1 tRNA gene and 1 pseudogene (1 of these 2 only partly in view) are annotated in these 283 nt (G+C 61.1%); one reads left to right on the forward strand and one right to left on the reverse strand.

Going from position 1 to position 283, the window contains the following annotated elements:
- Nucleotides 1–22, forward strand: a tRNA-Asn gene (locus tag MPJ51_RS21695); it begins 153 nt to the left of the window's first position.
- A 13-nt stretch (nucleotides 23–35) separates the two neighbouring features.
- Here the strand turns inward: MPJ51_RS21695 and MPJ51_RS21700 are convergent.
- Nucleotides 36–283 (reverse strand): annotated as a pseudogene (locus MPJ51_RS21700) (long-chain fatty acid--CoA ligase); the annotation flags it as partial.

Genomic DNA, 283 nt, shown 5'->3' on the forward strand with positions numbered 1-283 from the left:
TCGATCCCTACCGCCGGAGCCAAAATCCCAAAGCCTCACCCCATCAGGGCGTCCTTGAAATCGTCGCGCAATGTGCGTTTCAGGATTTTCCCCGTCGCATTCAGCGGCAGCGCGTCCACAAAGACCACCTTGTCCGGCACCTGCCATTTGGCGATCTTACCATCGTAGAAATCCAGCAATTCCTGCTCGGACGGGTCCTCACCCTCGGCCCTGACGGCGACCAGCAAGGGGCGTTCATCCCATTTCGGGTGCGGCACACCGACCACGGCGGCGGTGGCCAGTT

It is taken from the genome of Ruegeria sp. (assembly GCF_028066395.1).
Lineage (GTDB): Bacteria > Pseudomonadota > Alphaproteobacteria > Rhodobacterales > Rhodobacteraceae > Ruegeria.